27 protein-coding genes are annotated in these 25,977 nt (G+C 73.1%); 7 read left to right on the top strand and 20 right to left on the bottom strand.

The features are described 5' to 3' along the window. Positions 1-148 precede the first annotated feature (148 nt). Together PSQ21_RS21840 and PSQ21_RS21835 are read right to left on the bottom strand one after the other, a co-directional pair. Positions 149-724 carry a sigma-70 family RNA polymerase sigma factor gene (locus tag PSQ21_RS21840; protein ID WP_018960265.1) on the bottom strand — a complete coding sequence of 192 codons (576 nt, stop codon included), beginning with the start codon at positions 722-724 and terminating at the stop codon, positions 149-151. 279 nt (positions 725-1,003) lie between these two features. Further along, on the bottom strand, positions 1,004-1,615 hold the full coding sequence (locus PSQ21_RS21835) for a response regulator transcription factor (RefSeq protein ID WP_003948568.1): 612 nt from the start codon (positions 1,613-1,615) through the stop codon (positions 1,004-1,006). A gap of 453 nt (positions 1,616-2,068) precedes the next feature. Between PSQ21_RS21835 and PSQ21_RS21830 the strand changes: the two genes are divergently transcribed. Next, positions 2,069-2,410: a WhiB family transcriptional regulator gene (locus PSQ21_RS21830; protein ID WP_274032271.1), complete on the top strand. Its 342-nt coding sequence runs from the start codon at positions 2,069-2,071 to the stop codon at positions 2,408-2,410. A gap of 139 nt (positions 2,411-2,549) precedes the next feature. Here the strand turns inward: PSQ21_RS21830 and PSQ21_RS21825 are convergent, their stop codons facing one another. After that, positions 2,550-3,440: a LysR family transcriptional regulator gene (locus PSQ21_RS21825; protein ID WP_097870359.1), complete on the bottom strand. Its 891-nt coding sequence runs from the start codon at positions 3,438-3,440 to the stop codon at positions 2,550-2,552. A gap of 155 nt (positions 3,441-3,595) precedes the next feature. On the opposite strand from PSQ21_RS21825, the gene PSQ21_RS21820 reads away from it, so the two are divergent. From PSQ21_RS21820 to PSQ21_RS21810, 3 genes are all read left to right on the top strand, one after another. Then, a complete protein-coding gene (locus tag PSQ21_RS21820; RefSeq protein WP_274032270.1) occupies positions 3,596-4,267 on the top strand; it encodes an MOSC domain-containing protein in 672 nt (223 codons plus the stop codon). Between the two features lie 186 nt (positions 4,268-4,453). Next, positions 4,454-6,088 (top strand): outer membrane protein assembly factor BamB family protein, encoded by a 1,635-nt coding sequence (locus tag PSQ21_RS21815; protein WP_274032269.1) that lies wholly within the window; start codon positions 4,454-4,456, stop codon positions 6,086-6,088. A 148-nt stretch (positions 6,089-6,236) separates the two neighbouring features. After that, a complete protein-coding gene (locus tag PSQ21_RS21810; RefSeq protein WP_274032268.1) occupies positions 6,237-7,010 on the top strand; it encodes an SDR family NAD(P)-dependent oxidoreductase in 774 nt (257 codons plus the stop codon). A gap of 171 nt (positions 7,011-7,181) precedes the next feature. Here the strand turns inward: PSQ21_RS21810 and groL are convergent, their stop codons facing one another. The 3 genes from groL to PSQ21_RS21795 form a co-directional block, all read right to left on the bottom strand. Continuing rightward, positions 7,182-8,807, bottom strand: coding sequence for a chaperonin GroEL (groL, locus tag PSQ21_RS21805; protein ID WP_274032267.1), 1,626 nt, complete (start codon positions 8,805-8,807; stop codon positions 7,182-7,184). A 98-nt stretch (positions 8,808-8,905) separates the two neighbouring features. Next, complete coding sequence (gene groES / locus PSQ21_RS21800) at positions 8,906-9,214, bottom strand: co-chaperone GroES (RefSeq protein WP_003966899.1); 309 nt, start codon at positions 9,212-9,214, stop codon at positions 8,906-8,908. A 373-nt stretch (positions 9,215-9,587) separates the two neighbouring features. Next, the gene (locus PSQ21_RS21795) at positions 9,588-10,511 is read right to left on the bottom strand and encodes a polysaccharide deacetylase family protein (RefSeq protein WP_274032266.1); all 924 of its coding nucleotides are present in this window, start codon (positions 10,509-10,511) and stop codon (positions 9,588-9,590) included. Between the two features lie 161 nt (positions 10,512-10,672). Here PSQ21_RS21795 and PSQ21_RS21790 point away from each other — a divergent pair, with 161 nt between their 5' ends. Next, positions 10,673-11,896 (top strand): THUMP-like domain-containing protein, encoded by a 1,224-nt coding sequence (locus PSQ21_RS21790; protein ID WP_274032265.1) that lies wholly within the window; start codon positions 10,673-10,675, stop codon positions 11,894-11,896. Positions 11,897-11,964: 68 nt separating this feature from the next. On the opposite strand, the gene PSQ21_RS21785 is transcribed toward PSQ21_RS21790, so the two are convergent. Further along, the gene (locus PSQ21_RS21785) at positions 11,965-12,429 is read right to left on the bottom strand and encodes a VOC family protein (RefSeq protein ID WP_274032264.1); all 465 of its coding nucleotides are present in this window, start codon (positions 12,427-12,429) and stop codon (positions 11,965-11,967) included. Between the two features lie 156 nt (positions 12,430-12,585). Further along, positions 12,586-14,127, bottom strand: a complete 1,542-nt coding sequence (locus PSQ21_RS21780) for an MFS transporter (RefSeq protein ID WP_274032263.1) — start codon at positions 14,125-14,127, stop codon at positions 12,586-12,588. A 126-nt stretch (positions 14,128-14,253) separates the two neighbouring features. Here PSQ21_RS21780 and PSQ21_RS21775 point away from each other — a divergent pair, with 126 nt between their 5' ends. Beyond that, positions 14,254-15,003 (top strand): TetR/AcrR family transcriptional regulator, encoded by a 750-nt coding sequence (locus PSQ21_RS21775; protein ID WP_274032262.1) that lies wholly within the window; start codon positions 14,254-14,256, stop codon positions 15,001-15,003. 21 nt (positions 15,004-15,024) lie between these two features. Here the strand turns inward: PSQ21_RS21775 and PSQ21_RS21770 are convergent, their stop codons facing one another. The 4 genes from PSQ21_RS21770 to tsaB are packed head-to-tail and all read right to left on the bottom strand — an operon-like array spanning position 15,025 to position 17,574. Continuing rightward, positions 15,025-15,294 (bottom strand): hypothetical protein, encoded by a 270-nt coding sequence (locus PSQ21_RS21770; protein WP_274032261.1) that lies wholly within the window; start codon positions 15,292-15,294, stop codon positions 15,025-15,027. Then, positions 15,291-16,409, bottom strand: a complete 1,119-nt coding sequence (gene tsaD, locus PSQ21_RS21765; protein ID WP_274032260.1) for a tRNA (adenosine(37)-N6)-threonylcarbamoyltransferase complex transferase subunit TsaD — start codon at positions 16,407-16,409, stop codon at positions 15,291-15,293. Before tsaD ends, PSQ21_RS21770 begins: the two co-directional genes overlap by 4 nt. Then, on the bottom strand, positions 16,409-16,930 hold the full coding sequence (gene rimI / locus PSQ21_RS21760) for a ribosomal protein S18-alanine N-acetyltransferase (RefSeq protein WP_274032259.1): 522 nt from the start codon (positions 16,928-16,930) through the stop codon (positions 16,409-16,411). Before rimI ends, tsaD begins: the two co-directional genes overlap by 1 nt. Further along, positions 16,927-17,574 (bottom strand): tRNA (adenosine(37)-N6)-threonylcarbamoyltransferase complex dimerization subunit type 1 TsaB, encoded by a 648-nt coding sequence (gene tsaB / locus PSQ21_RS21755; RefSeq protein WP_274035877.1) that lies wholly within the window; start codon positions 17,572-17,574, stop codon positions 16,927-16,929. Before tsaB ends, rimI begins: the two co-directional genes overlap by 4 nt. A gap of 134 nt (positions 17,575-17,708) precedes the next feature. Between tsaB and PSQ21_RS21750 the strand changes: the two genes are divergently transcribed. Next, on the top strand, positions 17,709-18,305 hold the full coding sequence (locus PSQ21_RS21750) for a hypothetical protein (RefSeq protein WP_397989877.1): 597 nt from the start codon (positions 17,709-17,711) through the stop codon (positions 18,303-18,305). A 31-nt stretch (positions 18,306-18,336) separates the two neighbouring features. Here PSQ21_RS21750 and PSQ21_RS21745 read toward each other — a convergent pair whose 3' ends face one another. From PSQ21_RS21745 to glmS, 8 genes are all read right to left on the bottom strand, one after another. Further along, on the bottom strand, positions 18,337-18,534 hold the full coding sequence (locus PSQ21_RS21745) for a hypothetical protein (RefSeq protein ID WP_274032257.1): 198 nt from the start codon (positions 18,532-18,534) through the stop codon (positions 18,337-18,339). A 154-nt stretch (positions 18,535-18,688) separates the two neighbouring features. Beyond that, positions 18,689-19,258 carry a tRNA (adenosine(37)-N6)-threonylcarbamoyltransferase complex ATPase subunit type 1 TsaE gene (gene tsaE, locus PSQ21_RS21740; protein ID WP_274032256.1) on the bottom strand — a complete coding sequence of 190 codons (570 nt, stop codon included), beginning with the start codon at positions 19,256-19,258 and terminating at the stop codon, positions 18,689-18,691. Next, positions 19,227-20,477 carry an alpha/beta fold hydrolase gene (locus PSQ21_RS21735; protein WP_274032255.1) on the bottom strand — a complete coding sequence of 417 codons (1,251 nt, stop codon included), beginning with the start codon at positions 20,475-20,477 and terminating at the stop codon, positions 19,227-19,229. Before PSQ21_RS21735 ends, tsaE begins: the two co-directional genes overlap by 32 nt. Further along, entirely contained in the window at positions 20,474-21,652 is a 1,179-nt protein-coding gene (alr, locus tag PSQ21_RS21730) for an alanine racemase (protein WP_274032254.1), read from the bottom strand. The genes PSQ21_RS21735 and alr overlap by 4 nt, the downstream gene beginning before the upstream one ends. A gap of 69 nt (positions 21,653-21,721) precedes the next feature. Further along, positions 21,722-22,111 carry a DUF488 domain-containing protein gene (locus PSQ21_RS21725; RefSeq protein ID WP_274032253.1) on the bottom strand — a complete coding sequence of 130 codons (390 nt, stop codon included), beginning with the start codon at positions 22,109-22,111 and terminating at the stop codon, positions 21,722-21,724. Between the two features lie 43 nt (positions 22,112-22,154). Further along, positions 22,155-23,603, bottom strand: a complete 1,449-nt coding sequence (locus PSQ21_RS21720) for an NAD(P)H-hydrate dehydratase (RefSeq protein WP_274032252.1) — start codon at positions 23,601-23,603, stop codon at positions 22,155-22,157. Between the two features lie 60 nt (positions 23,604-23,663). Continuing rightward, a complete protein-coding gene (locus PSQ21_RS21715; RefSeq protein ID WP_007453114.1) occupies positions 23,664-24,032 on the bottom strand; it encodes a holo-ACP synthase in 369 nt (122 codons plus the stop codon). 42 nt (positions 24,033-24,074) lie between these two features. After that, positions 24,075-25,922 carry a glutamine--fructose-6-phosphate transaminase (isomerizing) gene (glmS, locus tag PSQ21_RS21710; RefSeq protein WP_274032251.1) on the bottom strand — a complete coding sequence of 616 codons (1,848 nt, stop codon included), beginning with the start codon at positions 25,920-25,922 and terminating at the stop codon, positions 24,075-24,077. Positions 25,923-25,977: the final 55 nt, after the last annotated feature.

The following is a 25,977-nucleotide window of genomic DNA, read 5'->3' as shown; positions in this document are numbered from 1 at the left end:
ACCTTCCCCAAATGGCCTTGATCGGTGCGGATGTCCATGCTAACGGGCTCCACGGGCGTCTCATTCCACGATCAAGATCACTTAGCTGTTCTGTAGCTTCCTACAGCTGCTTCCCGCAGCGTCTCCGGCGAGGCCGGCGCAGGGTGCCCTACTGCTCGGCGAGCGCCCGGAGCCTGCTGAGCGCGCGGTGCTGGGCGACCCGGACCGCACCCGGGGACATCCCGAGCATCTGACCGGTCTCCTCCGCCGTCAGCCCGACCGCGACACGCAGGACCAGCAGCTCGCGCTGGTTGTCCGGGAGGTTGGCGAGGAGCTTCTTGGCCCAGGCGGCGTCGCTGCTGAGCAGGGCGCGTTCCTCCGGGCCGAGGGAGTCGTCGGGCCTCTCCGGCATCTCGTCGGAGGGGACGGCGGTCGACCCCGGGTGGCGCATCGCGGCACGCTGGAGGTCGGCGACCTTGTGCCCGGCGATCGCGAAGACGAAGGCTTCGAAGGGTCTTCCGGTGTCCTTGTAGCGCGGCAGCGCCATCAGCACCGCCACGCAGACCTCCTGCGCCAGGTCCTCCACGAAGTGGCGAGCGTCACCGGGGAGGCGGTTCAGCCGGGAGCGGCAGTAGCGCAGGGCGAGGGGATGGACGTGGGCCAGCAGATCATGGGTGGCCTGCGCGTCGCCGTCGACGGCCCGGTGCACGAGGGCACCGATCACCGTGGTTTCGTCATCGCGCATCGGACCATGGTGCCCTGACGCCGTCCGGTCCGCTCCATCGCGTCCCGAGTTGTGCACCGAAGCGTTATGAGCGGGTGCGCCGGATGTCATGTCCTGCGCCCTCCCCTTCCGCTCGACCGAATCGTTCCTGAGGAACTCCACGACTCAAGGATGCGTCATCGGCCGGGAAGCGTCACACGGCACCGCTGAGCGGGCATCCGGATACGGGGTGCGGAGCCGGTGGCCCGCTCCGTGCCCCCCGTCCGCGGTCCGCGGACGGGGCGCGGCCCGGACCGGTCGTCAGCGGACCAGGCCCCAGCGGAATCCGAGGGCCACCGCATGGGCGCGGTCCGAGGCCCCGAGCTTCTTGAACAGGCGCCGGGCGTGGGTCTTGACCGTGTCCTCGGAGAGAAAAAGCTCACGGCCGATCTCCGCGTTGGAGCGGCCGTGACTCATGCCTTCGAGGACCTGGATCTCCCGCGCGGTGAGCGTGGGGGCCGCCCCCATCTCGGCGGAACGCAGTCGGCGCGGGGCCAGCCGCCACGTCGGGTCGGCCAGCGCCTGGGTGACGGTGGCCCGCAGTTCGGCGCGCGAGGCGTCCTTGTGCAGATAGCCGCGGGCCCCGGCGGCGACCGCGAGCGCGACGCCGTCCAGGTCCTCGGCGACGGTCAGCATGATGATCCGGGCCCCCGGGTCGGCGGAGAGCAGCCGCCGGACGGTCTCCACACCTCCCAGGCCGGGCATGCGTACGTCCATCAGAATCAGATCCGAACGATCGGCACCCCAGCGGCGGAGGACTTCCTCGCCGTTGGCCGCGGTCGTCACGCGTTCGACGCCGGGCACGGTGGCCACCGCGCGACGGAGCGCTTCTCGGGCAAGCGGGGAGTCGTCGCAGACGAGGACGGATGTCATGACCGTCCTCCGCAGCTGATGCGCGTCACCTTGAGCCTCCAGGCTGATACAAGTCGTCACCTGTGCGGTTGACCCCCTCGGACATGTGCCCGAGCCGGATATCCGTCAACCGCATCCGTTCCCTTAACGACGGTCACTCGAAAGAGTTACGGGTCGGGCGGCCGAGTTCGGCACTCTACGTGAAGGGCCGTATACGGAGGAGAACGGCACGGGTGATTCACCCGTCAACCGAATTTTCACTCCTTGGCGTGCCCTTTTCGGCACTATTTCTTCCCTTTCGAGGGTGTCTGTGGCTAGATTCGCAATCAGTCATATTTACATCTACTAGCACCGCAGATGTACGGTCGAGACTCCGGTCACACCGATCACCGACGGTCCGAACACAGCAGGCCGCCGATCACAGACGGTCGAGGATGCCGCTTCCGACGCAGCACAGCTCCGAGGGGACAAGCAATGGCAGATTTCTCCCGCCTTCCCGGACCCAACGCAGACCTGTGGGACTGGCAGCTGCTCGCCGCCTGCCGAGGCGTGGACAGCTCCCTGTTCTTCCACCCCGAGGGTGAGCGCGGCGCGGCCCGGAGCGCCCGCGAGACCTCCGCCAAGGAGGTCTGCATGCGCTGCCCGGTACGGGCCGAGTGCGCGGCGCACGCCCTGGCCGTGAGGGAGCCCTACGGGGTGTGGGGCGGCCTGACGGAGGACGAGCGCGAAGAGCTGATGGGCCGGGCCAGGACCCGACTGATCACCGCGGCGCCCTCCGGCGCTCCCGCCGCCGGCCCGGGCCCCGGCGCCACCTGACACCCGTACGCAGCAATCGAACGCAGAAACGTTTCTCCCGACGCCTTCGGCGATCCGGCCCGCGACCGGCCGCAGCGGGGCCGGACCCCACGCGGCCCGTGGGCCGCGGGACCCGGCGCGCGCCGCGGCCCGCCCGGCCTCAGCGGGCGGCCGTGCGCGACAGCTGGTCCAGGGTGGCCGCCACCGCCGGGACCCGGGCCAGGTCCGGCAGGGTCAGCGCGACGATCTCCCGCTCGATCGCGGGCTCGACCGGCACGGCCCTGGCCCCCTTGGGACGTACCGACTCGACAGCCAGCTCCGGCAGCACCGCCACTCCGAGCCCGGCCCCGACGAGGCCCATCACCGCCGGGTAGTCGTCCGTGGCGAAGTCGATGCGCGGGGTGAAGCCGGACTCCTCGCAGACCTCGACCAGCTGCCGACGGCAGCGCGGACAGCCCGCGATCCACGACTCCTCGGCCAGCTCGCCGATGGACACGCTCGACGCCTCCGCCAGCCGGTGCCCCTCCGGGACCAGGCCGATCAGCCGGTCGGTGAGCAGCGGCCGGACCACCAGGTCGTCCCATTCGCCGCCGGTCGCCCCGTAACGGAACGCCAGCGCGATGTCGCAGTCGCCCTCGCGCAGCAGGTCCACCGAGCGCGGCGGCTCGGCCTCGACGAGCGACACCCGGGTGCCGGGGTGTTCGGCGCGCAGGGCGGCGAGCGCCCCCGGGACCAGGGTGGAGCTGCCGCTGGGGAAGGACACCAGCCGGACCCGGCCGGCCCGCAGTCCGGCGATGGCGGCGACCTCCTCCTCGGCCGCCGTCAGCCCCGCGAGGATGCCGGAGGCGTGCCGTACCAGCGCCTCACCGGCCTGCGTGAGGCGCATCTCCCGGCCGGTGCGGATCAGCAGCGTGGTGCCCGCCGACGACTCCAGGGCCTTCATCTGCTGGCTGACGGCGGGCTGGGTGCAGCCGAGCTCACGGGCTGCGGCGGAGAACGAGCCGGTGGTGGACACGGCGCGCAGGACACGGAGGTGGCGGGCTTCGATCACGCTGCCATCATAAGGAATTCTTGGGGGCGGGGCGAGTTCACGAGAAGGGCCTTTGAGGTCCCGGGGAGGGCGGAGTGGGTCAGGCCCTTCCGTCCGGGTCGACCCCGGCGTGATCCGGAACGAAAGCCCTGCGGGGCAGCCCTTAGCGTGACCGTATGAAACTGCTGACCGTGAACATCGGGAAACCCCGCCCCTCCGCACAGACCGACGGCCCGGGTGGCGTCACCGGGATCGACAAGCGACCGGTGGAGGGCCCGGTCGAGGTCCTCGACCCCGGGCCCAGGGCCGGTGGCGGTGGCAGCGGGCTGGCCGGGGACGCGGTGTGCGACCTGCGCCATCACGGCGGCAGCGACCAGGCGGTGTACGCCTTCGCCCGGGAGGAGCTGGACGCCTGGGAGCGGGAGCTGGGCGGCAGGAAGCTGGCCAACGGAGTCTTCGGCGAGAACTTCACGACCCTCGGTCTGGACGTCAGCGGCGCGCGGATCGGCGAGCGCTGGCGGGTGGGCGCGGACCTCGTCCTGGAGGTGACCTCGGGCCGTATCCCGTGCCGGACCTTCGCCCACCACCTCGGGGAGCGGGGATGGGTCCGGCGGTTCACCCAGCGGGCCGCCACCGGCGCGTACCTGCGGGTGATCGAACCGGGCGCCGTCCGTGCCGGGGACCCCATCGAGATCGTGCACCGGCCGGACCACGAGGTCACCGCCGCCCTGCAGTTCCGGGCGGTGACGACCGAACGCACCCTGTTGCCCGCGCTGCTGGCCGCCGGTGATGCTCTGCATCCCGAGGCGCTGCGCACGGCGCGGGAGTACGCCGCGCGGCAGGGCTGAGGACCGGGCGGGCGGTCGGTCCGGTCCGGGGGAAGCGGCGGCCCGGCCCGGTGACGTGGCGTCATCCGTCGCGGTGCGTGGGGGCCTCGCGGCGGGAACTGGACCGGTGTGCGGTGCGTCCACCACCAGTGACCTGTGCCCGAGGAGAGGTCTTCGGGCCACGTGGCCCGTCTCAGGGGGAAGACCATGCCCGACCCGCAGCAGCCCTGGTACACCCCGGGCCCGCCGCAGCAGCCCGTGCCGGGCAACCCGTACGCCTCGGAGGGCGCCGATCCCGGGGGCGGGCCGCCGCCCGGGCCGGGCTACGGGCAGGGCTACGGGCCACCGCCCGGGCCGGACCTCGGGGCGCCGGCCGAGCCGCCGCCGGGCCGTCGCCGCTTCGGCCCGGGGCCGGTCATCGCCGCGGTCGTGGCGCTGGTGCTCGTGGTCGTGGCGGGCGGGGTGTACGGCCTCACCGACTGGGGACGGGATGATCCCGCGAAGCCCGTGGCGGAGAAGTCGCCCGGCCCTTCCGGTTCGGCGTCCCCGTCCCGTACGCCTGCGGCGGGCGCCCCGAAGCCGGGCCGCATTCCGACGACGGCGGAGGTGTCGGCCGCGCGGAAGCCGGGCGAGTCGTCGGCGTGGATCGCCGACGACCAGGCCGACATCCCCAAGCAGATCAACAAGGTCCACGACCTGTGGATCGTCGGCGACACCGCCGTCCAGGCGCTGTACCGGAAGGTCACGGCCTACCGGCTCTCGGACGGCGCCGAGGTCTGGAACATCGACCTGCCCTCCTCCGTGTGCGAGACACCGGCCAACCCGACGCCCGACGGCAAGGTCGTGGTCTTCCGGCACGAGAGGCCGGACAACGAGCGGGGCAATCTCTGCAACCAGATGCAGATGATCGATCTGAAGACGGGGAAGCAGGGGTGGCACAAGAAGCTCGACGAGCCCGGTGACGAGGACAGTACGTTCATCGTCTACAGCGCCATCAGCGGCGATGTCCTCTCCGTGGCCCGGGGCCAGCGGGCCGTCACCTACCGGATGGACGACGGGAGCAAGCTCCACGAGATCCCCTCGGAGAAGAAGGGGGCGTGCTTCCCCACCGGTGTGGCGGGCGGCGCCGCCCGGCTGCTGGTGAGCTCCGACTGCATGGTCTCCATGGACCGGAGCAAGAACTACGGCCAGTTGCGCGAGTTCGATCCCCGGACCGGCAAGGTCCTGTGGCGCCACCGGACGAAGACCGGCTGGAGCTTCGGCGCCCTGATCTCCATGGACCCGGTCGTCTTCACCACCTACAACAACGAGGACACCGCGAGCGACTGGCGGATCACGGTCCTGGATCCGGGAGGCAAGCACCGCGTGACCTTCGACGCCCGGGACAAGGGGTTCGAGCACTGTGCCGGAAACGGAGGCGGCGATGACATCCAGCCCTGCCGGGGCGCCTCGGTCGACAAGGGCCTCATCATGCTGGGCGGCACCGCACAGGTCGGCGCGTACGACGTGAGGACCGGGAAGTTCCTGTGGGGCATCAAGTCCGACGATCGTCGCCACCTGTACGCGCTGCGCGCCGAGGACGGCACGTCGATGCGCATCTACGAGGCCGCCGGTCCGAGCACCCCCGGCCGGACCTTCCTCATGGGTCCGCGCGGCGCCGGCACGGAGACGGAGGTCGTGAAGCACCCGGCGGCGACCGCCGCGTGGGAGTACGAGATGTTCATGGGGCACACGGCCTACGTCGACGGACGGCTCGTCCTGACGTCGACGACCGTGAGCGGCGACGAGAACCACAAGCCCGTGCGCGAGGCCCGCATGCTGTCCTTCGCCGCCGCGCCCTGACCCGTACTGAGGGATCTCCCCTCCCTGTGCACGACGTGCGGTTCCGGGCCCTGGACGTGGACGGGAAGAGGCCGGAGCCGGCGCCGCGGGGGCGCGGGGCAGCGGGCGGGTGGGCCACCGGAACACGCGGGGCACTAACGTGCCGCGTATGACGACTGCACTGATCACGGGCGCGACGGCGGGCATCGGGGCCGCGTTCGCGCGGCGGCTCGCGGCCCAGGGGCACAACCTGGTGCTGGTGGCGCGGGACACCGCGCGGCTGCGCGAGCAGGCCACCGAACTGCACGACCGGCACGGCATCGAGGCCGAGGTGCTGAGCGCCGACCTGTCCACGGACGGCGGGATCGAGGCGGTCGAGAAGCGGCTCGCGGAGCGCACGCACCCGGTCGACCTGCTGGTCAACAACGCCGGGTTCGGCAACAAGGGGCGCTTCCTGGAGGTGTCCATGGCCGATGAGCTGACGATGCTGAAGGTGCACTGCGAGGCGGTGCTGCGGCTGACCTCGGCCGCCGTCACCGGGATGAGGGAGCGGGGCCGGGGCGGGGTCGTCAACGTGGCGTCGGTGGCGGCGTTCGTGCCGCGCGGTACGTACGGGGCGTCGAAGGCGTGGGTCGTGCAGTTCACCCAGGGCGTGGCGCGGGATCTGGCCGGGTCGGGGGTGCGGCTGATGGTGCTGTGCCCGGGGTTCGTGCGGACGGAGTTCCACGAGCGGGCCGGGATGGGCACGGACAACATCCCGGGCTGGATGTGGCTCGACGCGGACAAGCTGGTGGCGTCCGCGCTGACGGATCTGACGCGGGGGAAGACGGTGTCGATCCCGGACCCGCGCTACAAGGCGCTGATGGGTCTGGTGAAGGTCGCCCCGCGTGGCCTGCTCGGCGGGGTCACCTCACGGACGGGGCGCAAGTACGGCCCGCGGTAGCCGCTTCGACGGTCCGCGGCAGCGGCCTCGCCCGCCTCTCTGCGCGGTCGGGACGGTCGGCGCGGTGCGGTGCGGTGCGGTCGAGTCGGGACGCACCGAGGCCCGGCGCCCCCTCGACGGGAGTGCCGGGCCTCGGGCGTACCGAACGGCGTACCGAGCGGTGCGGCCGTACTAGTGGGAGTGGCCGTGGCCGCCGTGCCCGGCGTCGGCCTCTTCCTCGGCCGGCTTCTCGACGACCAGGGTCTCGGTCGTGAGCAGCAGCGACGCGATGGACGCGGCGTTCTCCAGGGCGGAGCGGGTGACCTTGACCGGGTCGATGACGCCGGCCTTGACCAGGTCGCCGTACTCGCCGGTGGCGGCGTTGAAGCCCTGGCCCTTGTCGAGCTCGGAGACCTTGGAGGTGATGACGTAACCCTCCAGGCCGGCGTTCTCGGCGATCCAGCGCAGCGGCTCGACGGCGGCGCGGCGGACGACCGCGACACCGGTGGCCTCGTCGCCGGTCTTGCCGAGGTTGCCCTCCAGGACCTTCACCGCGTGGACGAGGGAGGAGCCACCGCCGGAGACGATGCCCTCCTCGACCGCGGCGCGGGTGGCGGAGATGGCGTCCTCGAGGCGGTGCTTCTTCTCCTTGAGCTCCACCTCGGTGGCGGCGCCGACACGGATGACGCACACGCCGCCGGCCAGCTTCGCGAGGCGCTCCTGGAGCTTCTCGCGGTCCCAGTCGGAGTCCGTGGACTCGATCTCGGCCTTGATCTGGTTGACGCGGCCCTTGACGTCCTCGGAGTTGCCCCCGCCGTCGACGATGGTCGTGTCGTCCTTGGAGACGGTGACGCGGCGGGCGGTGCCCAGCACGTCGAGACCGGCGCCGTCGAGCTTGAGGCCGACCTCCTCGGCGATGACGGTCGCACCGGTGAGGGTGGCGATGTCACCGAGCATGGCCTTGCGGCGGTCGCCGAAGCCCGGGGCCTTCACCGCGACGGCGTTGAAGGTGCCGCGGATCTTGTTGACGACGAGGGTGGAGAGCGCCTCGCCCTCGACGTCCTCGGCGATGATCAGGAGCGGCTTGGAGGCGCCGGCCTGGATGACCTTCTCCAGGAGCGGGAGCAGCTCCTGGATGGAGCCGATCTTGCCCTGGTGGATCAGGATGTACGGGTCGTCGAGGACGGCCTCCATACGCTCCTGGTCGGACACCATGTACGGGGACAGGTAGCCCTTGTCGAAGGCCATGCCCTCGGTGAACTCCAGGTCCAGGCCGAAGGTGTTGGACTCCTCGACGGTGATGACACCGTCCTTGCCGACCTTGTCCATCGCGTCCGCGATGAGCTCGCCGACCTGCGGGTCCTGCGCGGAGAGCGCGGCCACGGCGGCGATGTCGGCCTTGTCGTCGATCGGGCGGGCGGTCGCGAGGAGCTCCTCGGACACGGCCTTGACCGCGGCGTCGATGCCCTTCTTCAGGGCGGCCGGGGAGGCGCCGGCGGCGACGTTGCGCAGGCCCTCGCGGACGAGCGCCTGGGCCAGGACGGTCGCGGTGGTGGTGCCGTCACCCGCTACGTCGTTGGTCTTGGTCGCCACCTCCTTGACGAGCTGCGCGCCGAGGTTCTCGTACGGGTCGTCGAGCTCGACCTCACGCGCGATGGTGACACCGTCGTTGGTGATGGTCGGAGCGCCGAACTTCTTGTCGATGACGACGTTGCGGCCCTTGGGGCCGATCGTCACCTTGACCGTGTCGGCAAGCTTGTTGACGCCGCGCTCAAGGGCGCGACGGGCGTCCTCGTCGAACTTCAGAATCTTCGCCATGGGCTGTGTTCCCTCTCAAAATGAACTGCGCCCCTCGCCGCCCGGCTAGTTATTTCGCAGGGGGCCAGGGGCGCAGAACACAAGCAAACGTGGGTGAATTACTTCTCGACGATCGCGAGAACGTCGCGGGCCGAGAGGACGAGGTACTCCTCGCCGTTGTACTTCACCTCGGTGCCGCCGTACTTGCTGTACAGGACGACGTCGCCGGTCTTGACGTCGAGCGGAAGCCGCTCGCCGTTCTCGAAGCGGCCCGGGCCCACGGCGAGGACGACGCCCTCCTGGGGCTTCTCCTTCGCGGTGTCCGGAATGACCAGGCCGGAAGCCGTGGTCTGCTCGGCGTCGAGCGGCTGGACCACAATGCGGTCCTCAAGCGGCTTGATCGCAACCTTGGAGCTGGTGGTCGACACGATCCGGTCTCCCCCTTCGGAGATCTCACGGGGTTTAACAGTCTGTGGGCGGCGACCTGACCGGCCCGTCGTCGCGGGTGCCGGACCTGCCCTGTCGCGCAAGGTGGTGCTGGCACTCTCCAGGGGGGAGTGCCAGACCTGAGACTATGACCGCGATTAGCACTCGGTCAAGCGGAGTGCCAATTCACCACCCTCGCGCCGTCTCGATCGCGGCTCCGTCGGATCACCCTTCCGGACAACGTGGGGGCGGAGCGCCGCGTTCCGTACGACGGGGACGGTGCGGAGATGCCGCAGCGGGGGCGACAGCGACGCGTGCGCGCGCGGCGGGGGGCCGGGCGCGCACGCGCGGGTCGGATACGGGGTGGGGCGCGGGTCAGACGTAGTCCTCCAGCTTCGCCACCGCGTACCCCTTGTCGGTAATGGTCTTCATGACCTGGCGGATCATGTCGGGCATCGAGCCCTTCCAGTCGTCCTCGCCCCGGAAATGGGTGAGGACGATGTCGCCGGGGTGCAGGTCCCGGTCCCACTCGCGCCATTCCATGTGGTCGGGGAAGGCCTCGGAGGACCACAGGGGTACGGCGGTGATCCCGCAGGACTTGGCGACGACGAGCGTGTCGCGGTTGTAGTTGCCGTAGGGCGGGCGGAAGAGGGTGGGCCGCTTCCCGAAGTGCTTGAGGATCTTCTCCTGCTGGCCGCAGATCTCCCGCTTCTGCTCCGCGCGGGAGAGGCCGGGCAGATAGCGGTGGTTGAGCGTGTGGTTGCTGATGACCACCCCGCGCTTCTGCATCTTCCTGAAGTAGCCGTAGTCGTCCTTGGTGACGTAGTCGCTGATGAACGCGCTGTACGGGATGTCCAGTTCGGTCATCATCCGCAGCAGTTCGGGATCCTTCTCCGCCCCGTCGTCCATCGTCAGGAAGACGATCTTCTCCTTGGTCGGGACGGTGGTGAAGACGGGCGGCAGCCCGCCGTCGTCCCGGACCTCGAAGCCCTCGCGGGTGGTGAGGCGCGGCTTCGCCTTCGGCGGCTCGGGGGCCGCGAGCGGGGTCTTGGCGAGCCCCCACTTCTTCGCGGCGACCGCTCGTCGGGCCTGCTTCTTCCTGAGCGCCTCGGCGTACGTGTCCAGGGCGCGGGCGGGCCCGGCCTGCGGAGCGGCCTCGCCCGGCTGGCCGGCGGCGGGCTTCGCGGGTCCGCCGGAAGTCCCCGTGCCACTGCCGCCCGTCTCCGCCGCGCACCCGGAGGCGACGGCGGCGGCCAGCAGGGCCGCCAGCACGACGGTGCCCGTCCTGTGCCACTTCATGGCCGATTCTTCTTTTTGTCGTACTAGCTGCATGGCGCCGCATCCTGCCAGCCGTCGGCCCGCCTCCCGCCCCGACACCGCGAGCGGTGCGGCCCCGTCCCCCGGCCGGCCCACAGCGGCCTTCAGCGGTGCGGGGAGCGGCACTCCACGCACCGGCCACAATGGACCGGGTGAACGCAACGACCCCCTCCGCCCCGGCCGACGACCCCGCCCGCGCCGCCTTCGCCGCGCTGCGCACCCCCGAGGGCGAGCAGCTGCTGGCCGAGCTGCGCGACCACGATCCCGCCGACGAGCTGGCCGCCGCGACCCGGCTGCGCCGTACGCACCCGGCGGAGCTGGTGTCGGCGGCCCTGGGTCAGGCCCGGCTGCGGCAGCGGGCGGTGGCCAAGTTCGGGGCCGAGGACGCCTACCGGATGTACTTCACGCCCAACGGGGTCGAGCAGGCCACCCGTACGTCGGTCGCCGCCCACCGTGCCGCGCGGTTCGCCGGGCTCGGCGTGCGGAGCGTGGCCGACCTGTGCTGCGGCATCGGCGGCGACGCCCTCGCCCTGGCCCGCGCCGGGATCTCCGTCCTGGCCGTGGACCGCGACCCGCTGACCGCCGAGGTGGCCCGCGCCAACGCCGAAGCGCTCGGCCTGGAAGGGCTGATCGAGGTGCGGTGCGCCGATGTCACGGAGATCGACACCGCCCCGTACGACGCGGTGTTCGTGGACCCGGCCCGGCGCGGCGGACGCGGCCGCATCTTCGATCCGGAGGCGTACTCACCGCCGCTGTCGTGGGCGGCGGCCGCCGCGCTGAAGGCCCCGAGGGCGGCGCTGAAGATCGCCCCGGGCGTGCCGCACGAGGCGATCGGCCCGGAGGCGGAGGCCGAGTGGATCTCGGACGGCGGCGAGGTGAAGGAGGCGGTGCTCTGGTACGGGGAGGGCTTCGCACCCGGCGCGTTCCGGGCCACGCTGCTGCCCTCCGGGGCGACCCTGACCGCCCCGGCACCGCTGCCCGCCCCGCCGGTGGGCCCGGTCGGGCGCTATCTGTACGAGCCGGACGGCGCGGTGATCCGGGCGCATCTGGTCGCCGACATCGTGGAGCGGTGCGGAGGGCGGCTGGTGGACGAGACGATCGCGTACGTCACGAGCGATACGCGGTACTCCGCCCCGTACGTCTCCGGGTACGAGATCACCGACCGGCTGCCGTTCAACATGAAGAAGCTGAAGGCGCTGCTCCGGGAGCGGGAGGTCGGCGTACTGACCGTCAAGAAGCGCGGCTCGGCGGTGGAGCCGGAGGAGCTGCGTCGCCGGATGAAGCTGAGCGGTCCGCACGCGGCGACGGTGTTCCTGACCCGGGTGGCGGGGGCTCCGACGATGCTGATCGGCCATCCGCTGGGCTGACCCGCCCGGCGGGACCCGTCAGGATGCCCACCACCCGGCGACGGTGCGCCAGGGAGGCCGGGGTCCGTTCAGGCGTCGCGCAGTGCCTGGATGTCCAGCTTGCCCATGCCGAGCATCGCCTTCATGGTCCGATCCGCCTTCGCCGGGTCCGGGTCGGCCAGCAGGCGCGGCAGCTCGTTCGGCACGATCTGCCAGGAGACCCCGTACTTGTCCTTGAGCCAGCCGCACTGGCCTTCCTCGCCGCCCTCGGAGAGCGCGTCCCAGAACCGGTCCACCTCGGCCTGGTCGGCGCAGTCCACGGAGAGCGAGATCGCCTCGGTGAAGGGGAACTGCGGGCCTCCGTTGAGACCGATGTAGTCCTGGCCCGCGAGCCGGAATCCGACGGTGAGCACGGAGCCCGTCTCGCCCGGGGCGGACTCGCCGTAGTGGGTGACGTCCAGGATGCGGGAGTCACCGCCGAAGATCGCGACGTAGTGTTCGGCCGCCTCCTCGGCCTTGCCGTCGTACCAGAGACAGGGGGTGATCTTCTGCATGGTCTTCTCCTCGTCGGACCGTCCCACGCGTCCGGGCCGGGCGGTCCGGACGTCGTGGAAGGTAGACCCGGCCCGCCGCCCGAACTCATCGGACCGGACACGCCCGCCCCCTCCCTCACCCGCGCGGGCTCAGCGGGAGGCCTCGTCCGTACGGGCTCAGCGGGAGGCCGCGTCTCCCTCCCGCCCGACGCCCCGGCCCCGCCCGACGCCCCGCCCGACGCCCCGGTCCGCGCCCGGCGGCCCGCCGAGGGCCCTCCGCTCCGCCGGCAACAGGACGTACGCCGCCAGCGCGGCCGCCGCCAGGAGTCCCGCCGCGGCCCAGAACGCGGCCGCGTACCCCGAGGACAGCCCGGTGGGGCCGGTGGAGCCGCCGGTGACCCGGGCGGCGACGGTCACCAGGACCGCGAGGCCGAGCGAGCCGCCGACCTGGCGCGAGCTGTTGAGCAGCCCCGAGGCCATGCCGGTCTCGCCCGGGGCCACGTCGGTCGTCGCGGCCGTGCCGAGCGGGACGAAACAGAGCCCGATGCCGAAGGAGCAGAGCAGCGACGGGCCGAGGATGGAGACGAGGAAGCCGCCGTCGACCGTGGCGTTCGCCGCGAACCAGGCCATGCCGAGCGCCGCCAGCGTCGCGCCCACCGCCATCAGCCGCCGGATGCCGAGCGCGGCGACCGCCCGGGTGGCGAGGACCGAGCCGGCGACGACGCCCACGCAGAACGGCAGGAACGCGAACCCGGCGGCCGTCGGCCCGAACCCGAGGATCAGCTGCATGTAGAGCGAGACGAAGTAGAACGCGCCGAACTGGGCCGAGGCCAGCAGCAGGCAGAACAGGTTCGCGGTCAGCACCGGCCGCCCCCTCAGCAGGCCGGGCCGGAGCAGCGGGGAGGCGGTCCGCAGTTCGACGGCGACGAAGGCGGCCAGCAGGATCACCGCGGCGCCGAGGGAGGCAAGCGTGGTCGCCGAGGACCAGCCGTGTTCCGAGGTCCGCACCAGGCCGAGGACCAGCAGCGTCGTCCCGGCCGTGACCAGCAGCGCCCCGGCCACGTCCGGCCGCGCCCCGGCCCGGCGCCCGCCGCCGACGGGCCCGGTGCGCGCGGCGGCGGCCAGCGCGAAGGCGACGATCGGCACGTTGACCAGCATCACGGACCGCCACCCCGTCGCGTCGGTGAGCACTCCGCCCGCCAGCACCCCGACCGCGCCGCCCGCCGCGCCCGCCATGCCCCACAGCCCGAGCGCCCGGGAACGGGCGGGCCCGGCCGGGAAGGCGAGGGTGATCAGGGCGAACGCCACCGGGGCGAGGGCCGCCGCACCGACGCCCTGCACGGCCCGCGCCGCCACCAGCGACCCGGGCGACCAGGCAAGCCCGCCGGCCAGGCCGGCCAGGCCGAAGAGCACCAGGCCCGCCGTCAGGACGCGGCGCGGACCGGCCAGATCGGCGAGCCGGCCGCCGAGCATGAGGAGACCGCCGAAGGCGAGGGCGTACGCGTTCACGACCCACAGCAGCCCCTCCCCGCCGAAGCCGAGGTCGCTGCGGATGTCGGGCAGCGCGACGTTCACCACGGACACGTCCAGCGACACCAGGAACTGCACCGTGAGCGCCACCACCAGCAGCCACCGCGCGGGCCGCTCCCCCGCGCCCGGCACACCCGCCGCCCCGCCCTCGGGGCCTCTCGCCGTTCCGCTCTCTCCCGCGCCGCCCATGGCGTCCCCTTCCCCTCACGCTTCCCTCGACCGGGAATTACCTACACGTACAGAAAATTGGCGCCGAAGCATCGGGAGGGTCCCGCGGCGGACCGGAACAGAGCCCCGGAAGGAGAGAATGCCCAGGTGTCGGCCACCGAGAAGAGCGAGACGACGAAGAAGATGAGAAATCCGGCGGCGGGCGGCAAACCGGGCGTTCCCGGGCGGCCTGCCGGGCGGCCCGTGGGGCGGCCCCGCCGGCTGGACCCGGAGGTGATGGTCGCCACCGCGCGCCGCATCGTCGAGGAGGAGGGCGTGGCCGCCCTGTCCATGCGCCGGGTGGCGAAGGAGCTGGGCAGCACGCCCATGGCCCTCTACCACTACGTGCGGGACAAGGACGAGCTGCTGATGCTCACCCTGTCCGGTACGGCGGCGGCCTTCCCGCGCCCGCAACTGCCCGAGGACCCGCGCGAGCGGCTGGTGGCGGTGGCCGCGCACATGCACGACGTCGTCGGCCGGATCCCCTGGGTGCTGGACGTGCTGGCGCTGGGCGGGCTGACCGACCGCGACGCGCTGTGGATGGTGGAGGAGATCATCGACTGCGCGCTCGCCTGCGGCCTCTCCCCGGCCCGCTCGGTGCGGGCGTACCGGACGATCTGGAGTTACGTCTACGGGGACCTGGTCTCCCGCAGGGCGGCGGCCCGCCGGGCGGAGAACCCGTCGCGCCGGGAGTTCTTCCCGGAGATGGTCACCGAGCAGGACGCGGCGGAGCTTCCCCGGCTCACCGAGGTCAGGGACCGCTGGCGGGAGTACGCCGCCGACTACGAGACCGTCGAGGAGCTGGACGCGATCGTGGACGGCCTGATCCGGCGCGGCACCCGGGGCCCGGAGGCCTGAAGCCTCCGGCGGAGGTGCGGCTCAGCCCACCGCCTCGAAGCGCCACCGGTGCACCGGGCGGGTGATCAGGGCGGCGTCGGGCTCGGGGAGTTCGGGGAGGTCGTCGCCGTACGAGGCGTCACGCCACCACGTCATCACCAGTACCCGGTCCTGCGGGGCGCGCAGCAGTTCGCGGCGGTGCGGCTCGCGGGCCAGCTCGGCGGAGCGCGCCCGCGCCCACTCCAGGAGTTCGCCGCCGAGGCCCTCGGCGGCGCGGGCCTCCCACATCAGGACGATGGTCGCGGCGCTCATGAGTACAGGTTGTCCTTGCTGATCTCGTGCACATGGTCGTGATCGTGGGAGTGGCCGTGCCCGGGGCCGGCGCCCGGCACATGCGGCTCGGTCACCGGCAGCGAGGAGTCCGCGGAGAGTTCCAGGTCGGAGGGGCGGCGGTTGCGGGCGACCATCTCCGCGCCGAGCGCCGCGACCATCGCGCCGTTGTCGGTGCAGAGCCCGGGGCGCGGCACCCGCAGCCGGACGCCGGCCCGCTCGCACCGTTCCTCGGCCAGGGCGCGCAGCCGGGAGTTGGCCGCGACGCCGCCGCCGATCATCAGGTGGTCGACGCCCTCGTCCTTGCAGGCCCGGACCGCCTTGCGGGTGAGCACGTCCACCACGGCCTCCTGGAAGGACGCCGCCACATCCCGTACCGGCACCTCCTCGCCCGCCGCGCGCTTCGCCTCGATCCAGCGGGCCACCGACGTCTTCAGGCCGGAGAAGGAGAAGTCGTACGGGGCGTCGCGCGGGCCGGTCAGACCGCGCGGGAACGCGATCGACGTCGGGTCGCCCTCCTTCGCGAGCCGGTCGATGACCGGACCGCCGGGGAAGCCGAGGTTCAGCACGCGGGCGATCTTGTCGAACGCCTCGCCCGCCGCGTCGTCGATCGTCGCGCCGAGCGGGCGGACGTCGCTGGTGATGTCGGGGGCCAGGAGCAGCGAGGAGTGGCCACCGCTGACCAGGAGGGCCATCGTCGGCTCGGGCAGCGGCCCGTGCTCCAGCTGGTCGACGCAGATGTGCGAGGCGAGGTGGTTGACCCCGTACAGCGGCTTGCCGAGCGCGTACGCGTACGCCTTCGCGGCCGAGACGCCGACGAGCAGGGCTCCGGCGAGCCCGGGACCCGAGGTGACGGCGATGCCGTCGAGGTCGCGGGCGCTGACGCCCGCCTCCTTCAGGGCGCGCTCGATGGTGGGCACCATCGCCTCCAGGTGGGCCCGGGAGGCGATCTCCGGGACGACGCCGCCGAAGCGGGCGTGGGTGTCGACGCTGGAGGCGACGGCGTCGGCCAGCAGGGTCGTGCCGCGCACGATGCCCACGCCGGTCTCGTCGCAGGAGGTCTCGATGCCGAGTACGAGGGGTTCGTCGGCAGCCATCATTCAGTCCCGGTTTCTGGTGCGTGCTCGTGCACTGCTTGCTCTTGCGTGGTGAGGCGCATGACCAGGGCGTCGATGTTCCCCGGCTGGTAGTAGCCGCGCCGGAAGCCGATCGGCTCGAAGCCGAAGCGCTCGTACAGTCTCTGCGCCCGCGTGTTGTCGACCCGGACCTCCAGGAGGACCGCGGGGCACTCGAAGTCGGTGGCGGCCTTCAGCAGATCGGCGAGGAGTTCGGAGCCGAGGCCGGTGCCCCACGCCTCGCGGCTGACCGCGATCGTCTGGACGTCGGCCAGGTCGCCGAGGGCGGCGAGCCCGGCGTAGCCGACGACCCGCCCGGTGGCGGGGTCCTCGGCGACGACGTAGTGGCGGGTGGCGCCGGGGCCGCGGGCGTGGGCCAGCTCGGACCAGAACATGCCGGGCGACCAGGCGTCGTCCGGGAACAGCGCGTGTTCGAGGTCGAGCACCGGTGCGATGTCCCACCAGCGCATCTCGCGCAGTACGGCGGCGGTGGCGGCGCTCACGTGGGGGTGACCACCTTGTAGTTCTTCGGGACCTGCGCGTCGGGCCTGCGCAGGTAGAGCGGCCGGGGCTCCGGGAGCGGCTCTCCCGCGGCGAGGCGTTCGGCGGCGAGCCCGGCGAGCGCCCCGGCGGCGACGTGCTCGGGGCCGCGCGCGTCCGGGAAGGCGTCCGGGTAGAGCGCCGCGCCCGCGCCGACCACGGGGAGCCCGGCCAGCGTCCCGGCGATGTCGGCGGGCCGGTCGACGGCGGGTTCGCCCGAACGGGTGCGGGCGTCCTCGTACCGCGCCCAGTAGACCTCCTTGCGGCGCGCGTCCGTCGCCACGGCGAACGGCCCCTGGAGGCCTTGCAGACCGGCGGCGTACGCGAGGCCGTCCAGGGTGCACAGGCCGTGGACCGGCACGGAGAGGGCGGAGCCGAAGGTGGCGGCGGTGACCAGGCCGACCCGCAGGCCGGTGTACGGGCCGGGGCCGACGCCCACGACCACGTGCGTCACGGCGTCGAGTCCCGTCCCGGCCTCGGCGAGGACCCGGTCGACGGCGGGGAGCAGCAGCTCCCCGTGCCTGCGGGCGTCGACCTGTCCAAAGGAGGCGATGACGGACGTGCCGTCGTGCAGGGCGACGGTGACGGCGGGCGTGGCGGTATCCATGGCGAGCAAGAGCACGCGAACAGCCTACGGCTCCGCCGACGGCGTTACGGCGTCCGTACGGCGTCCCGGTCCGCCCCTTCCCTGCTGCTACCGTCACCGGGTATCCGCGGGTACGACGTAAACGCTTGTACGACATGCGGCAGCGGCAGCCGAAAGGGGAGTTCACGGTGGCAAGGGCAAGTTCGGGATTCGTGGCCGGGCTCACTGCCGCGGCGGTCGCCGCGGTCGCCTTCCTCGCTTACCAGGCCTCGGCGAACGCCCCCGCGTCGGTGGCGTCCACGCCCGGCCCGAAGGCCTCCGCCTCGGCCTCGGCCCAGCCCTCCGCCGCACCGGAGCCCGAGGCCGACCCGCTGGCGGTCCCGGCGGCGTCCGGCAGGGGCGAGCGCGTCGTGTACGCGCTGAAGGACCGACGGGTGTGGCTGGTCGACGAGGGCGACGCGGCGATCCGTACCTTCACCGTGATGCCGAGCCCCGTGAGCCCGCCGCCCGGGACGTACGAGGTCTCCTCGCGGTCGGGCAAGATCAAGGGCTCGGACGGCATCCCGATCGAGCACGTCGTGCGCTTCGCGGACGTGGACGGGGTGGTGATCGGCTTCAGCGCGGCGCAGGACGGCTCGATGGCGAGCCCGGACCCGACGTCGAAGACCGGCGGGGTCCGGATGAAGCGTGCGGACGGCAACGCCATGTGGACCTTCGCGACGGTCGGCGCGAAGATCGTCGTCGTCCCGTAGCCCAGGGGTCCTGCCGCGCCCGTGGGGCGTCCTACGCCGCCCGGCGCCGGGCGGTGTTCCCGTGGACGCTCTCCTCGTCCCGGTCCGCCGCGCCGGACGCTTCCGGCGCGTCGCCCGGCGGGGTGGAGACGGCGGTGGCCGCGGCGCAGGAGGCCAGCAGGTCCTTCATCGACAGGGCGGACGGAGTCGGTCGCGGCTGCGGTCGCGCTGCGCGCTCGGGCGTCGGCATGGATGCCTCCTTGGTGCTCCGATGGAGGGCGTGGTTAGGTAGACCTAACTACGTCTCGTACCCATGTGACCACGCCCACGGGCCCTCGCGCAACAGTTTACCGACGTACTGTCGGGAAGGTCGCGTGAAGGACGGCCCGGGAGGACGGACGGCGTCACGCCAGGTCCGCCCGCAGCCCCGCCCAGCGTGCCCCGATGCCGACCAGGGTCACCTCGCGCCGCTCGTCGTCGGTGTCGCCGGTCGCGCGGTCGATCAGGACCCGCAGCCGGTCGTCGGCCAGCTCCTCGACCTTGCCGTCGCCCCACTCCACGACGACCACGGACTCCGGCAGCGACACGTCCAGGTCCAGGTCCTCCATCTCGTCGAGCCCGCCGCCCAGGCGGTACGCGTCGACGTGGACCAGGGCGGGGCCCCCGGTCAGCGAGGGGTGGACGCGGGCGATGACGAAGGTGGGCGAGGTGACCGCGCCGCGCACGCCGAGGCCCTCGCCGAGGCCCCGGGTCAGCGTCGTCTTGCCGGCGCCCAGCTCCCCGGTGAGCATGACCAGGTCGCCGGGGGCCAGCACCCGGGCGAGGCGCCGGCCCAGGTCCCGCATCTGTTCGGGGGAGGTGACGGTGAGCGTCACCGTCACGGCCTCGGGTACGGCCCCGGCGGGCTCGGGAGCGGTCGTTCCCGCTGTCTCCGTGACGGTCTCAGCGGCCGGGCCGCGGTGCGGTGCTTCCATGTCCGCCAACGTTAGCGTCCGGCACCGTGCCGCTGCGTACGAGCAGGTCGGCCAGCCGGTCGGTGACCGTCTCCGGATGCTCCAGCATCACCAGGTGCCCGGCGTCCGGCACGATCACCAGCTCGGCGTCGGGCAGCGCGTCCGCGATGGCCTCGCTGTGCGAGCTGGGGGTGACCAGGTCCTTCTCCCCGGCCAGGATCAGCACGGGCACGTCCCGGAAGGCGGACAGCGCGCCGCTCTTGTCGTGCTCGGTGAAGGCCGGGTAGAATTCGGCGACCACATCGATCGGGGTCGACTCGATCAGCCGTTCCGCGAACCGGGCGACCGCCGGGTCCACGTCCCGCGAACCGAACGAATACCGTTTGATCAGCCCGGCGAAGAGGTCCGCCGTGGCCCGCCGCCCCTTCTCCACCAGCTCCGCCTGCGAGCCGAGCGCCTTCAGCACCCCGGGCAGCACCCGGCGTACCGCGTTCACGCCCGCCACCGGCAGCCCGAAGTCGACCTCGCCGAGCTTGCCGCCGGAGGTGCCGACCAGGGCGACGGCGGCGACCCGGTCGCGGATCAGGGCCGGGTACCGGTCGGCCAGAGCCATCATCGTCATGCCGCCCATGGAGTGCCCGACCAGCACCAGCGGGCCCTCGGGGGCCGCCGCTTCGATGACCGCGCTCAGGTCGCGGCCGAGCTGGTCGATGCCGACCGGCACCCCGTCCGCCTGGGCCCGGCCCCGCCCGGAGCGTCCGTGGCTGCGCTGGTCCCAGTAGACGGCGCGTACGAGGCCGCGCAGGGCGGCCCGCTGGAAGTGCCAGGAGTCCTGGCCGAGGCAGTAGCCGTGGCTGAAGACGACGGTGACCGGGGCGGGGGCCTTGCTCCCGAAGAGCCGGCGACGGCGGGTTCCGGTGGCGTTTCCCTCGGAAACGCCGGGCGCCTCGTCCTCCACCTCGTCGATCTCGTAGTACAGCTCGGTGCCGTCGTCGGCGACGGCCCGGCCCGGCGTGCCGCGCAGCGAGCCGTAGGGCCCGGTGGCGTCCAGCGCGAGGCGGGCCTTCTTGCGCATGCCGCGCCCGACGGTGAGCCGCTCGACGGCGACCCCGGCGGCCGCGCCTGCGGCGAGCACCCCTATGGCGGCCCCGGCGATCCCGGCGCGGCGCCAGCCGGCCGCCGTGGCGGTGGTCACGGCGGCGGTCGCGTCGGCGGCGGCCCCCGCGCTGCTCCCGCTCACCGCCGCACGCCCCCGGCCGGACCGCTCGGGCCGGCCGTCCCGTTCACATGCACCCTCGGCACCCGGGAGCCGATGCGGGTGACGATCTCGTACGCGATGGTGCCGGCGGCATCCGCCCAGTCCTGCGCGGTCGGCTCACCCCGGTCGCCCGGCCCGAACAGCACCGCTTCCGCGCCCGCCTCCGGCCGGTCGCCGCCGAGGTCGACGACGAACTGGTCCATGGCGACCCGGCCCGCGACCGTGCGCACCTTCCCGCCGACCAGGACGGGGCCCGTGCCCGACGCGTGGCGCGGGACGCCGTCCGCGTAGCCGACGGGGATCAGGCCGAGGGTGGTCTCGGCGGGAGTCGTGTAGTGGTGGCCGTAGCTGACGCCGTGCCCGGCCGGGGCGTCCTTGACCAGGGCGACGGAGGCGGCGAGCGTCATCACGGGCCGCAGCCCCAGCTCGGCGGATGTGCCCAGCTCGGGGGCGGGCGAGATGCCGTACATCGCGATGCCGGTCCGCACGAGGTCGAAGTGGGCCTCGGGGAGCGTGAGCGTGGCCGGGGAGTTGGCCAGATGCCGCACCTCGGGCTCCACACCCTCCTTCTCGGCGTACGCGATCATGTCGCGGTAGACGTCGAGCTGGGCGGCGATCGAGGGGTGGCCGGGCTCGTCGGCACAGGCGAAGTGGGACCAGAGGCCGGTGACCTTGACCCGTCCGTCCCGCTCGGCGGCCAGCGCCCCGGTGACCAGCTCGGGCCAGTCGGCGGGCTGACAGCCGCCCCGGCCGAGTCCGGTGTCGGCCTTGAGCTGGATCCTGGCGGGGCGGCCGGCCCCGGCGGCGGCCTCGACGACCTCGCGCAGCGCCCACAGGGAGCTGACCGACACGTCGATGTCGGCGTCGATCGCCTCGCGCCAGGGGCCCCCGGGCGTCCACAGCCAGCACATGATCCGGCCGTCGAGTCCGGCCGCGCGCAGGGCGAGTGCCTCCTGCGGGGTCGCGGTGCCGAGCCAGGTGGCCCCGGCCTCGCGGGCGGCCCGCGCGCAGGGCACGGCCCCGTGCCCGTAACCGTCGGACTTCACCACGGCCATGAGCTGCGCCCCGGCCGCACGCTCGCGCAGGACGCGCACGTTGGCGCGCAGCGCGGCGAGGTCGATCTCGGCACGGGCTCTCAGGGACGCTGTCTCGTTCATCGCGCCCAGTCTCTCAGAGGCGTCGGTCGCCTCCCCGGCGGTGCACGCCGATATGCAGCCTTATGTACGTTACGTACGTTTCATCACATGGGTCAGGTGGTCGACCAGGACCGGGACATGGCTGTCGGCCACGTCCTTGACGGCGGTGATCAGCGTGACCGGACCGCCCTCGCGCACCAGCCCGACGAGCCGCTCGACGGCCTCCGTGTGCGCCGGGTCGTCCAGCTCGGTGCGGTAGCGCTCGACGAAGGTGTCGTGGCGTGCGCCGGAGCGGTCCTGGTGGTACCAGGAGCGCAGTTCGTCCGAGGGGGTGATGTCCTTCAGCCAGACGTCGATCGCCGCCCGCTCCTTGGAGACGCCCCGGGGCCAGAGCCGGTCGACGAGGACCCGGGTGCCGTCGCCGTCCTCCGGCGGGTCGTAGACCCTGCGTACGCGTACGGGTTCGCTGCCGCTCGCCATGTCCGGCCGCCCTTCCACTCCGGGCCTCCACCATCGCCCGTGCTCAGCCCGCCCGCACGTCGCGCCAGGCGGCCCGGATGCCGTCCGCCACGTCCTGCGCGGAGACCGGGGCCCCGTCGGAGCCGTGCCGGGCGGCGAGCCCGTGCAGGTAGGCGCCCACGGACGCGGCGTCGCGCGGGGCGAGTCCGGCCGCGAGCAGGGAGCCCGCGAGACCGGAGAGCACGTCACCGCTGCCCGCCGTGGCGAGCCAGGACGTGCCGGTCGGGTTGACCCGTACGGGGGTGTCGCGGGCCTCCGCGATCAGGGTCGTGGAGCCCTTGAGGAGCACGGTGGCGCGGTAGCGGGCGGCCAGTTCGCGCACCGCGGCGAGCCGCCCGGCCTCGACCTCCTCGCGGGCCGTGCCGAGCAGGGCGGCGGCCTCCCCCGCGTGCGGGGTCAGGACGGTGGGGGCGGTCCGGGTCCGCACGGTGTCCGCGTCCAGCAGCCGCAGCCCGTCCGCGTCGACGAGCACGGGGACGTCGGCGGCCAGGACATCGGCGACGGCCGCCTCGGCGCTCCGCCCGTCGCCGAGCCCGGGCCCGACCACCCAGGCCTGCACCCGCCCGGCCTTCGACGGCGGCCCGGCGTGCACCAGCGCCTCGGGGAAGCGGGCGATCACCGCGTCCGCGCCCGGTCCGACGTACCGCACGGCGCCGGCCCCGCCGCGCAGCGCGCCCGCGACCGCGAGGACGGCCGCGCCCGGGTAGCGCTCGGACCCGGCGACGACGCCGACGACCCCGCGCCGGTACTTGTCGCTCTCCGGGCCCGGCGACGGCAGCAGCGCGGCGACGTCCGCGTACTGGAGGGCCTCCAGGTCCGGCGGCTCGGGCAGTTCCGGGCCGAGCCCGATGTCCACCAGCCGCAGGGCGCCGGCGTGTTCGGCGGCCGGGTCGATCAGGAGGCCGGGCTTGTAGGTGCCGAAGGTGACGGTCGCGTCCGCCCGGACCGCGTCGCCGTGCACCTCCCCGGTGTCGGCCTCCACCCCGCTCGGCAGGTCGACGGCCAGGACCGGAGTACGGTCCCGGGTCACGGTGTGCAGCAGACCGGTGGCGTCCTCGCGCAGCCCGCCGCGCCCGCCGATGCCGGTGATGCCGTCCACGACGAGGTCGAGCACGCCGAGCCCGTCCGGCCCGTCGACGACCTGTCCCCCGGCCGCCAGCAGCGCGGCGAGGCCGCCGGGGTGGGCCCGGTCGGGGGCGAGCAGCAGGGCCCGGACGCCCGCGCCCCGGCGGGCCAGGCGGGCGCCCGCGTACAGCGCGTCGCCCCCGTTGTCGCCGCTGCCGACGAGGAGCAGGACCCGGGACCCGTACACGCGGCCGTTGCGCCGCAGCAGATCGCCGCAGGCCACGGCGAGCCCGGCGGCGGCGCGCTGCATCAGGGCGCCCTCCGGCAGGCGCTGCATGAGGGCGGCCTCGGCGGCCCGTACGGTCTCCACGCTGTAGGCACGTCGCATGGGTCCCACCCTCCGCGATCACGGGGACCGACGCCACCCCCGGTGGGACGTGGCGGGGGCTCACCCCTCGGCGATGACCACGGCCGACGCCACCCCCGCGTCGTGGCTGAGCGAGACGTGCCAGCCTCGTACGCCCAGTTCGGCGGCGCGGGCGGCGACCGTGCCGCGTACCCGCAGCCGGGGCTGCCCGCTCTCCTCGACCCAGACCTCCGCGTCGCTCCAGAGCAGCCCGCCGGGTGCGCCGAGCGCCTTGGCCAGGGCCTCCTTCGCGGCGAACCGGGCGGCGAGCGAGGCGGTTCCGCGCCGCTCGCCGCTGGGCAACGTCAGCTCGCTGTCGACGAACAGCCGGTCGGCCAACTGGGGCGTACGCTCCAGCGCCGCGCCGAACCGCTCGATCTCGGCCACGTCGATGCCGACCCCAATGATCACGAACCCACCCTTGTCCCCTCGTTCCCCGGGCGCGTCCCGGGGTCACTCCACGGTCACGGACTTCGCCAGGTTGCGCGGCTGGTCCACTTCGTTGCCGCGGGCCGTCGCGAGCTCGCAGGCGAAGACCTGGAGCGGCACGGTGGCGACCAGCGGCTGAAGCAGCGTAGGCGTTGCGGGGACCGTGATGAGGTGGTCGGCGTACGGGACGACGGCCTCGTCGCCCTCCTCGGCGACGACGATGGTGCGCGCGCCCCGGGCCCGGATCTCCTGGATGTTGGACACGATCTTGTCGTGGAGCACCGAACGTCCGCGCGGCGAGGGGACGATGACGACGACCGGGAGGCCCTCCTCGATGAGTGCGATCGGCCCGTGCTTCAGCTCGCCGGCCGCGAAGCCCTCGGCGTGCATGTAGGCGAGTTCCTTGAGCTTGAGCGCGCCTTCGAGGGCGACCGGGTAGCCGACGTGGCGGCCGACGAACAGGACGGTGTCGTGGTGGGCGAGGGACCGGGCCAGCTCGCGCACGGGCTCCATCGTCTCCAGGACCCGGTCGACCTCGCCGGAGATCGCGGAGAGCTGGCGCACCACCGTACGGATCTCGTCGCCCCACTTCGTGCCGCGCACCTGGCCGAGATAGAGCGCCACGAGGTAGCAGGCGACGAGCTGGGTGAGGAAGGCCTTGGTGGAGGCGACGGCGACCTCGGGCCCGGCGTGCGTGTAGAGGACGGCGTCGGACTCGCGCGGGATCGTCGAGCCGTTCGTGTTGCAGATGGCGAGCACCTTCGCGCCCTGTTCGCGGGCGTGCCGCACCGCCATCAGGGTGTCCATGGTCTCGCCGGACTGCGAGATGGCGACGACGAGGGTGCGCTGGTCCAGGATCGGGTCCCGGTAGCGGAACTCGCTGGCCAGTTCGGTCTCGCAGGGCAGCCGGGTCCAGTGCTCGATGGCGTACTTCGCGATCATTCCGGCGTGGAAGGCGGTTCCGCAGGCGACGATGACGACCTTGTCGGCCTCCCGCAGGTCGGCGGCCGGGATGCGCACCTCGTCGAGGTGGAGCGCGCCCTCCCCGTCGACCCGGCCGAGCAGGGTGTCGGCGACGGCCCGGGGCTGGTCGGCGATCTCCTTGAGCATGAAGGAGGCGTGGCCGCCCTTCTCGGCGGCGGACGCGTCCCAGTCGACGTGGTACTCGCGCACCTCGGCGAACTCCCCGTCGAACCCGGTGACGACGACGCCCTCGCGGCTCAGCTCGACGACCTGGTCCTGGCCCAGCTCGACGGCGGACCGGGTGTGCGCGATGAAGGCGGCGACGTCCGAGGCGAGGAACCACTCGTCCTGCCCCACCCCCACGACGAGCGGTGAGTTGCGCCGGGCGCCGACCACGACGTCCGGCTGGTCCGCGTGCACGGCGACCAGGGTGAACGCCCCCTCCAGCCGCCGGCACACCTGGCGCATGGCCTCCGCGAGGTCGCCGCCGGCCGAGAACGCCTCGGCCAGCAGATGCGCGACGACCTCGGTGTCCGTCTCCGACTCCAGGGCGTGGCCGCGTCCGGTCAGCTCGCGGCGCAGGGCCGCGAAGTTCTCGATGATCCCGTTGTGCACGACGGCGACCCGGCCCGCGTTGTCCAGGTGCGGGTGGGCGTTGGTGTCGGTGGGCGCTCCGTGCGTCGCCCAGCGGGTGTGCCCGATGCCGGTCCGTCCGGCCGGCAGCGGCCGGTCCCCCAGCTCCTTCTCCAGATTGACGAGCTTGCCCGCCTTCTTCGCGGCGGCGAGCCCGCCGTCCGCGAGAACGGCGACGCCCGCCGAGTCGTAGCCCCGGTATTCGAGGCGCTTGAGTCCTGCGACGACGACGTCCTGCGCCGACTGCATCCCGACATAACCCACGATTCCGCACATAGCGGCACCTTAAGGCCGGAAGTGCCTCGCACGGGAAATGTTGGTCGCATACGAT

Origin of the sequence: Streptomyces sp. MMBL 11-1, assembly GCF_028622875.1 — a bacterium.
In the GTDB taxonomy this organism is placed as follows: Bacteria; Actinomycetota; Actinomycetes; order Streptomycetales; family Streptomycetaceae; genus Streptomyces.
This window is presented reverse-complemented; position numbering and strand designations above follow the sequence as displayed.

What these genes read in the sequence shown, in the direction of transcription:
- groL (WP_274032267.1), bottom strand. Translation starts at nt 8,807, where the DNA reads ATGGCGAAGATTCTGAAGTTCGACGAGGACGCCCGTCGCGCCCTTGAG.
- PSQ21_RS21820 (WP_274032270.1), top strand. Translation starts at nt 3,596, where the DNA reads ATGAAACTGCTGACCGTGAACATCGGGAAACCCCGCCCCTCCGCACAG.
- glmS (WP_274032251.1), bottom strand. Translation starts at nt 25,922, where the DNA reads ATGTGCGGAATCGTGGGTTATGTCGGGATGCAGTCGGCGCAGGACGTC.
- PSQ21_RS21815 (WP_274032269.1), top strand. Translation starts at nt 4,454, where the DNA reads ATGCCCGACCCGCAGCAGCCCTGGTACACCCCGGGCCCGCCGCAGCAG.
- PSQ21_RS21840 (WP_018960265.1), bottom strand. Translation starts at nt 724, where the DNA reads ATGCGCGATGACGAAACCACGGTGATCGGTGCCCTCGTGCACCGGGCC.
- tsaB (WP_274035877.1), bottom strand. Translation starts at nt 17,574, where the DNA reads ATGGATACCGCCACGCCCGCCGTCACCGTCGCCCTGCACGACGGCACG.
- PSQ21_RS21770 (WP_274032261.1), bottom strand. Translation starts at nt 15,294, where the DNA reads ATGAGCGCCGCGACCATCGTCCTGATGTGGGAGGCCCGCGCCGCCGAG.
- PSQ21_RS21785 (WP_274032264.1), bottom strand. Translation starts at nt 12,429, where the DNA reads ATGCAGAAGATCACCCCCTGTCTCTGGTACGACGGCAAGGCCGAGGAG.
- tsaD (WP_274032260.1), bottom strand. Translation starts at nt 16,409, where the DNA reads ATGGCTGCCGACGAACCCCTCGTACTCGGCATCGAGACCTCCTGCGAC.
- PSQ21_RS21720 (WP_274032252.1), bottom strand. Translation starts at nt 23,603, where the DNA reads ATGCGACGTGCCTACAGCGTGGAGACCGTACGGGCCGCCGAGGCCGCC.
- PSQ21_RS21750 (WP_397989877.1), top strand. Translation starts at nt 17,709, where the DNA reads ATGCGGCAGCGGCAGCCGAAAGGGGAGTTCACGGTGGCAAGGGCAAGT.
- alr (WP_274032254.1), bottom strand. Translation starts at nt 21,652, where the DNA reads ATGAACGAGACAGCGTCCCTGAGAGCCCGTGCCGAGATCGACCTCGCC.
- PSQ21_RS21810 (WP_274032268.1), top strand. Translation starts at nt 6,237, where the DNA reads ATGACGACTGCACTGATCACGGGCGCGACGGCGGGCATCGGGGCCGCG.
- PSQ21_RS21725 (WP_274032253.1), bottom strand. Translation starts at nt 22,111, where the DNA reads ATGGCGAGCGGCAGCGAACCCGTACGCGTACGCAGGGTCTACGACCCG.
- PSQ21_RS21780 (WP_274032263.1), bottom strand. Translation starts at nt 14,127, where the DNA reads ATGGGCGGCGCGGGAGAGAGCGGAACGGCGAGAGGCCCCGAGGGCGGG.
- PSQ21_RS21835 (WP_003948568.1), bottom strand. Translation starts at nt 1,615, where the DNA reads ATGACATCCGTCCTCGTCTGCGACGACTCCCCGCTTGCCCGAGAAGCG.
- PSQ21_RS21745 (WP_274032257.1), bottom strand. Translation starts at nt 18,534, where the DNA reads ATGCCGACGCCCGAGCGCGCAGCGCGACCGCAGCCGCGACCGACTCCG.
- PSQ21_RS21795 (WP_274032266.1), bottom strand. Translation starts at nt 10,511, where the DNA reads ATGAAGTGGCACAGGACGGGCACCGTCGTGCTGGCGGCCCTGCTGGCC.
- PSQ21_RS21790 (WP_274032265.1), top strand. Translation starts at nt 10,673, where the DNA reads ATGGACCGGGTGAACGCAACGACCCCCTCCGCCCCGGCCGACGACCCC.
- PSQ21_RS21830 (WP_274032271.1), top strand. Translation starts at nt 2,069, where the DNA reads ATGGCAGATTTCTCCCGCCTTCCCGGACCCAACGCAGACCTGTGGGAC.
- tsaE (WP_274032256.1), bottom strand. Translation starts at nt 19,258, where the DNA reads ATGGAAGCACCGCACCGCGGCCCGGCCGCTGAGACCGTCACGGAGACA.